The sequence below is a fragment of the Acidovorax sp. genome, assembly GCF_022763525.1.
GTDB lineage: Bacteria > Pseudomonadota > Gammaproteobacteria > Burkholderiales > Burkholderiaceae_C > Acidovorax.
In genome coordinates this window covers 1-5,046 of the sequence record NZ_JALEGG010000285.1, presented here as the reverse complement: position 1 = coordinate 5,046, position 5,046 = coordinate 1, and the positions used below count along the sequence as shown (strand labels likewise).

Here is a 5,046-nt window from a genome sequence, read left to right as displayed (position 1 = left end):
TTCCCTCGTTTGCATGCGTTAAAAACAAAAAAGGCGTCCTCCCGAGCAGCCTGCACGTATGCAGCACCAGTCGGTGAGGGACGCCTCTGTCCAATGGCGATGCCCGAAAGGGGGCTCGCCCAGCACCGACCCGCCATTGGGTCCGTGCTGTAGGGGGTGAGACCGCCATTGGTCTCGCAGGGTCTAACGCAAGCGGCGTGCCAGCCTTGCTGCACCGATCCGGCGCTACGCCCGCACCATGAATGCTCCCAAATCAATAGCTGATTGCGCTTGTTGATCAAGCGTTCTGGGCTTGCTCGACGTAAAAATGTTCAGCATGGTGCATGCCGCGAGCGCTGCACTGCCTTTGTGCGCTGCACCATCGGGGAGATGTGGGCGGGGCGGGGCTCTCGCCTTTTCAGATTGCGCGGTGAAGTGGGAGAGGGGAAAGGCGGTGCACCCGCTGGAAAAGCGATGAAGTGGGCGCGGCATCAAACCAGGGATGCCGAGCAGGGGCCGCCCCGGAGGGCGTCGTCCCCCTCTCCCGAATCGCGCCAGCGATTCGAGAGAAGGGGCTGAGGGCTGAGGGCTGAGGGCTGAGGGCTGAGGGCTGCGGCTCCAAGCCCGCCTGCGCAGGTTTGGACGGTCCCGAAGAGCTCCCGCCTCTGGCGGCTGCACCGAGCGGTCGCGCCTCAGGGGGGGATGTGCCTCCACCTACCCCAGCAGGTCCATCACATCCAGCATGCGCTGGGCCACGTCCACGAGCTTGAGGCCCTTGTCCATGGCGGTCTTGCGCAGCTTTTCGTAGGCCGCTTGTTCCGTGAGGCCCTGGCGCTGCATGAGCAGCCCCTTGGCGCGGTCGATGGTCTTGCGGTCTTTCAGTTCGGTTCGGGCGTCGGCCAGCTCGGCGCGCAGGGCCTGTTCGTGCTGGAAGCGCGCCATGGCCACGTCCAGGATGGGGCGGATGCGCTGCGGCGCCAGCCCGGCCACGATGTAAGCCGACACGCCCGCGGCTACCGCGTCCTTGACGTGCGAGGTGTCCTCGTCGTTGGTGAACATGACGATGGGGCGGCGCTCGTCGCGCGTGGCCATCACCACGTGCTCCAGCGCATCGCGCGCCTCGCTTTCGGCGTCCACGATGATGAGGTCGGGTTGCAACTGGGCAATGCGTTCACCCAGGAAAACGTCGGCCGGCAGGGTGGCAATCAGGTTGAAGTTGTTCTCCAGCAGACCGATGCGCAGCGCCCGCGAGCGCTCTGCCTGCAGCAGGGCATGCTCATCAGCGGGGTCGGTGACGGCCAGGTCCGGGGCCACCACCACGATGCGCAGGGACTCATTCATGACCCGATGGTAAGCAATTTTTACGCCACATCTTGGTGCGCAGGTCGCGACGACGGAGGCGATCTGCAGGCCCGGCGCATCCGGTTTTGCCCCAGGGCGTAAAAATTGCTTACATGTTGATGCGAGCAGGGCATACCCCCTACCGTTCCTTTGCATCATCGCCTATACATCTAGTCACATTTCAAACTTCAAGTTCAAGGGATTCTCATGAACAAGCACATGGATCGGCGCCGTTTCTCGGTGCGACTGAGCCTTTCTGCCCTGGCTGCCGCCTCTGCATTGGGACTGGTGGGCTGCAGCAAGGTCCCCGACACGATCAAGATCGGAGTGGCGCAGCCCCTGAGCGGCCCCTTGGGGGCCCTGGGCCAGGATATGCTCAACGGTGTGAACCTGGCGGTGGCAGAGCTGAACAAGAGCGGCTACACGGTGGATGGCAAGCGCGTCACGCTGGAGGTGGTGTCGGTCGACGACAAGGCCGATGCCGGCACCGGCAAGACGGTGGCGCAGCAACTGGTGGATGCTGGCGTGGTGGCCGTGATCGGGCACCTCAACTCGGGCGTCAGCATCGAAACAGCGCCCATCTACGCCGCCAAGGACATTGCGCAGATCGCCATCTCCACCAACCCCAAGTTCACGCAGCTGGGCCTGCCCACCACCTTCCGCATGGTGGCCAACGACACCCTGCAGGCGCGCGCCATTGGCTCGTTTGCGGCTTCGCAGCTGGGCGCTGCGCGCTATGCGGCGTTGGACGACGGCACGCCGTACGGCAAGGGGCTGGCCGATGGCGCCGTCGAGCAGCTCAAGGCCGAGAAGAAGGAAGTTGTCGTGCGCAAGTCGTTCGATGACAAGACCACCGCGTTCGACGGCCTGGCGGGCGAACTCAAGGCGGCCAACGTCGAAGTGATCGTCTCCACCCTCAGCGATTTTCAGGCGCTCGCCTTGCTGGAGGCCCTGCGCAAGGTGGGCCACACCAAGGTGAGCCTGCTGGGCGGCGACACAGCCAAGACCACGGACATGGCCAAGGGCGCGGGCATGATTGATGGCTTGTACGCCACCTCGCCCGTGCTGGAGGCCAAGGAGTTCAGCACCGGCAAGCCTTTCCTCGAGAAGTACATCGCGGCCTACAAGAAGCCCCCAGCGTATGGCGGCCACTACAGCTACGACAGCATGTACGTGCTCTCGGCCGCCATCCAGAAGGCCAAATCCGCAGACCCCAAGGACATCACCAAGGCCATGCACGCCATCAACGGCTACGCGCCGGTGATCGGCACCATGACATGGGATGACAAAGGCGAGCAGCGCTACGGTGCCGTGGGCGTCTACGAACTGCGCGCTGGCAACTGGGAGCTGCGCATGCGCTCCGACCGCTGGTAAGCAACCCCTGCAGCCCGGCCGCGGCGAACGCCGCGAGTGGGCCCATCTCGTGATGAAGCACACCCCTGCCTGGCGCCCGCGGCAGGGGTTTTTTCATGGCGTCTGCGCTTTGCGGCGGACAAAGGCCCAAGCGCAGCTGCCCCGCCATCGACAGGCCCTGCGGCGCCCGGGTTTTACACTCGGGCCATGAGTCTGTTGATCCTCGGTATTGAATCCTCGTGCGACGAAACCGGTGTGGCGCTGGTGCGTTGCGCGGGCAGTGCCGTACCTACCCTCTTGTCGCACGCGCTGCACAGCCAGATCGAGATGCACCAGGCCTATGGCGGCGTGGTGCCCGAACTGGCCAGCCGCGACCACATTCGCCGTGTGCTGCCGCTGGCCTCCCAGGTGCTGGCAGAGTCCGGCCAGACCTTGGCCGACGTGGACGTGGTGGCCTACACGCGCGGCCCCGGACTCGCGGGCGCATTGCTCGTCGGCGCGGGCGTGGCGTGCGCGCTGGGGGCAGCGCTGAACAAGCCGGTGCTGGGGGTGCACCACCTGGAAGGGCATCTGCTGTCGCCGTTCCTGAGTGCCGACCCGCCCGAGTTTCCCTTCGTGGCCCTGCTGGTTTCTGGCGGGCACACCCAGCTCATGCGCGTGGACGGCGTGGGGCGCTATGAGATCCTGGGGGAGACCATCGACGATGCCGCGGGCGAGGCGTTCGACAAGTCCGCCAAGCTCATGGGCCTGGGCTACCCCGGCGGCCCTGCGCTGTCGCGCCTGGCCGAACAGGGCAGCGCTACCGCGTTCAAACTGCCGCGGCCGCTGTTGCACAGCGGCGATCTGGACTTCTCCTTTGCGGGGCTCAAGACGGCTGTGCTGACCCAGGCCAAAAAGCTGGGCGACGAGCTAGAAGCCCGCAAGGCCGACCTCGCTGCCAGCACGGAGGCGGCCATTGTGGAAGTGCTGGTCAAGAAGACCCTGGCGGCGCTGAAGCAGACGGGCCTGAAGCGCGTGGTGGTGGCGGGCGGCGTGGGGGCCAACCGGCATCTGCGTGCGCAGTTGAACGCGGCCTGCACGGCGGGCAAGGTGCGTGTGCACTACCCGGAGCTGCACCTTTGCACCGACAACGGCGCGATGATTGCAATGGCCGCGGCGATGCGCTTGCAGGCAGGGCAGCAGCAGGCCAACACGGACTACGCGTTTGACGTAAAGCCCCGGTGGCCGCTGGATGCGATTGGCATCGCGGGTTGAGAAGCCGGGGCCCTGCGCCTTTTTTAGTGAATGGTGAGCGAGGTGGCCTTGCTGACCGGCGACAGCTTGGCCAGGGTGAGCGTCAGCACGCCGTTTTCCAGCTTGGCGGTGCTGCCCGCAGGGTCGATTTCGTCGGCCAGCTCCCACGCGCGCTGCACCTGGCGGGGCGCGCCTTCCACGCTTTGCAGACGCACCACATGGCCTTCGATGCTGATCGAGAGCTGGTCGCGGGCCAGGCCGGGCACATCCAGCTGCAAGGTAGTGGCCTTGTCGTCCTGCGTGACGGTGCAGCCTGCCGCAGGCGTGGATGCCGCGGGCTGTGCCAGGGCGCCCATCAAGAAGCGCTGCAACGCCAGGTCGGCGGAGCGGGGGGCGTAGGCGGCGCGGCGGATGACGGGGGCGAAGATCATGGGTTACTACTCCTATACTGCGCGGCTCTCAACGTGGTCGCCGCATGCATGGCAGGTGTGTCTGGCCCGGGGCATTTCAAGGAAAAAATCACATGAATAAATTGCGCGGCAGGGGCTTGAAAACGGGTGGCGCGGCTTCACGTCGAGGCGCGTTGGCGCTGGCGGCATGCCTTCTGGGCGTGGCAGCGGTGCCCGCGGCGTGGGCGCAGGCGGGCGGGGCGGCGCAGGCCAGCGCGGCGGCTTCTGCATCGGTGGCCGCGCAGGCTCGGCCCATCAAGGTGGCGCTGATCGAGAGCCTTTCTGGCACATTTGCCAACACCGGCGAGGCCGTGTACCGCAACGTTTTCTGGGCCATGGAGCGCGTGAATGCGCGCGGCGGCGTGCAACTGCCCGCCAGCAGCGGCGGCCCGCGCCCGCTGGTGCTCGAACGCTACGACAGCAAGGGCCAGAACGAAGAGGCACTGTCGGCATTGCGCGCGGCCATCGACGATGGCGCCCAGGTCATCCTGCAAGGCAATTCATCGGCCACAGCCGCGGTGCTGATCGACGCCATCAACAAGCACAACGAACGCGAGCCCGCCAAGCGCGTGGTTTTCCTGAACTATTCGGCAGTGGACCCGATTCTTACCAACGAGAAATGCAGCTTCTGGCATTTCCGTTTTGATGCCCACGCCGACATGCGCATGGCCGCGCTGATGGAGGTCATGCG

5 protein-coding genes are annotated in these 5,046 nt (G+C 65.7%); 3 read left to right on the top strand and 2 right to left on the bottom strand.

The window, feature by feature from the left end; translation table 11 throughout:
* Positions 1-693: 693 nt before the first annotated feature.
* On the bottom strand, positions 694-1,320 hold the full coding sequence (locus tag MRY84_RS21785; RefSeq protein WP_291507768.1) for an ANTAR domain-containing protein: 627 nt from the start codon (positions 1,318-1,320) through the stop codon (positions 694-696).
* 207 nt (positions 1,321-1,527) lie between these two features.
* On the opposite strand from MRY84_RS21785, the gene MRY84_RS21780 reads away from it, so the two are divergent.
* Complete coding sequence (locus MRY84_RS21780; RefSeq protein ID WP_291507767.1) at positions 1,528-2,694, top strand: branched-chain amino acid ABC transporter substrate-binding protein; 1,167 nt, start codon at positions 1,528-1,530, stop codon at positions 2,692-2,694.
* Between the two features lie 186 nt (positions 2,695-2,880).
* Complete coding sequence (tsaD, locus tag MRY84_RS21775; protein WP_291507766.1) at positions 2,881-3,927, top strand: tRNA (adenosine(37)-N6)-threonylcarbamoyltransferase complex transferase subunit TsaD; 1,047 nt, start codon at positions 2,881-2,883, stop codon at positions 3,925-3,927.
* A gap of 23 nt (positions 3,928-3,950) precedes the next feature.
* On the opposite strand, the gene MRY84_RS21770 is transcribed toward tsaD, so the two are convergent.
* On the bottom strand, positions 3,951-4,337 hold the full coding sequence (locus MRY84_RS21770; protein ID WP_291507765.1) for an Hsp20/alpha crystallin family protein: 387 nt from the start codon (positions 4,335-4,337) through the stop codon (positions 3,951-3,953).
* Between the two features lie 92 nt (positions 4,338-4,429).
* On the opposite strand from MRY84_RS21770, the gene MRY84_RS21765 reads away from it, so the two are divergent.
* The coding region (locus MRY84_RS21765) for an ABC transporter substrate-binding protein (protein WP_291507764.1) at positions 4,430-5,046 on the top strand (617 nt) is incomplete at its 3' end.

Bases quoted from the DNA above. Each gene is read 5' to 3' on its own strand.
- MRY84_RS21770 (WP_291507765.1), bottom strand. From the start codon at position 4,337: ATGATCTTCGCCCCCGTCATCCGCCGCGCCGCCTACGCCCCCCGCTCC.
- tsaD (WP_291507766.1), top strand. From the start codon at position 2,881: ATGAGTCTGTTGATCCTCGGTATTGAATCCTCGTGCGACGAAACCGGT.
- MRY84_RS21785 (WP_291507768.1), bottom strand. From the start codon at position 1,320: ATGAATGAGTCCCTGCGCATCGTGGTGGTGGCCCCGGACCTGGCCGTC.
- MRY84_RS21780 (WP_291507767.1), top strand. From the start codon at position 1,528: ATGAACAAGCACATGGATCGGCGCCGTTTCTCGGTGCGACTGAGCCTT.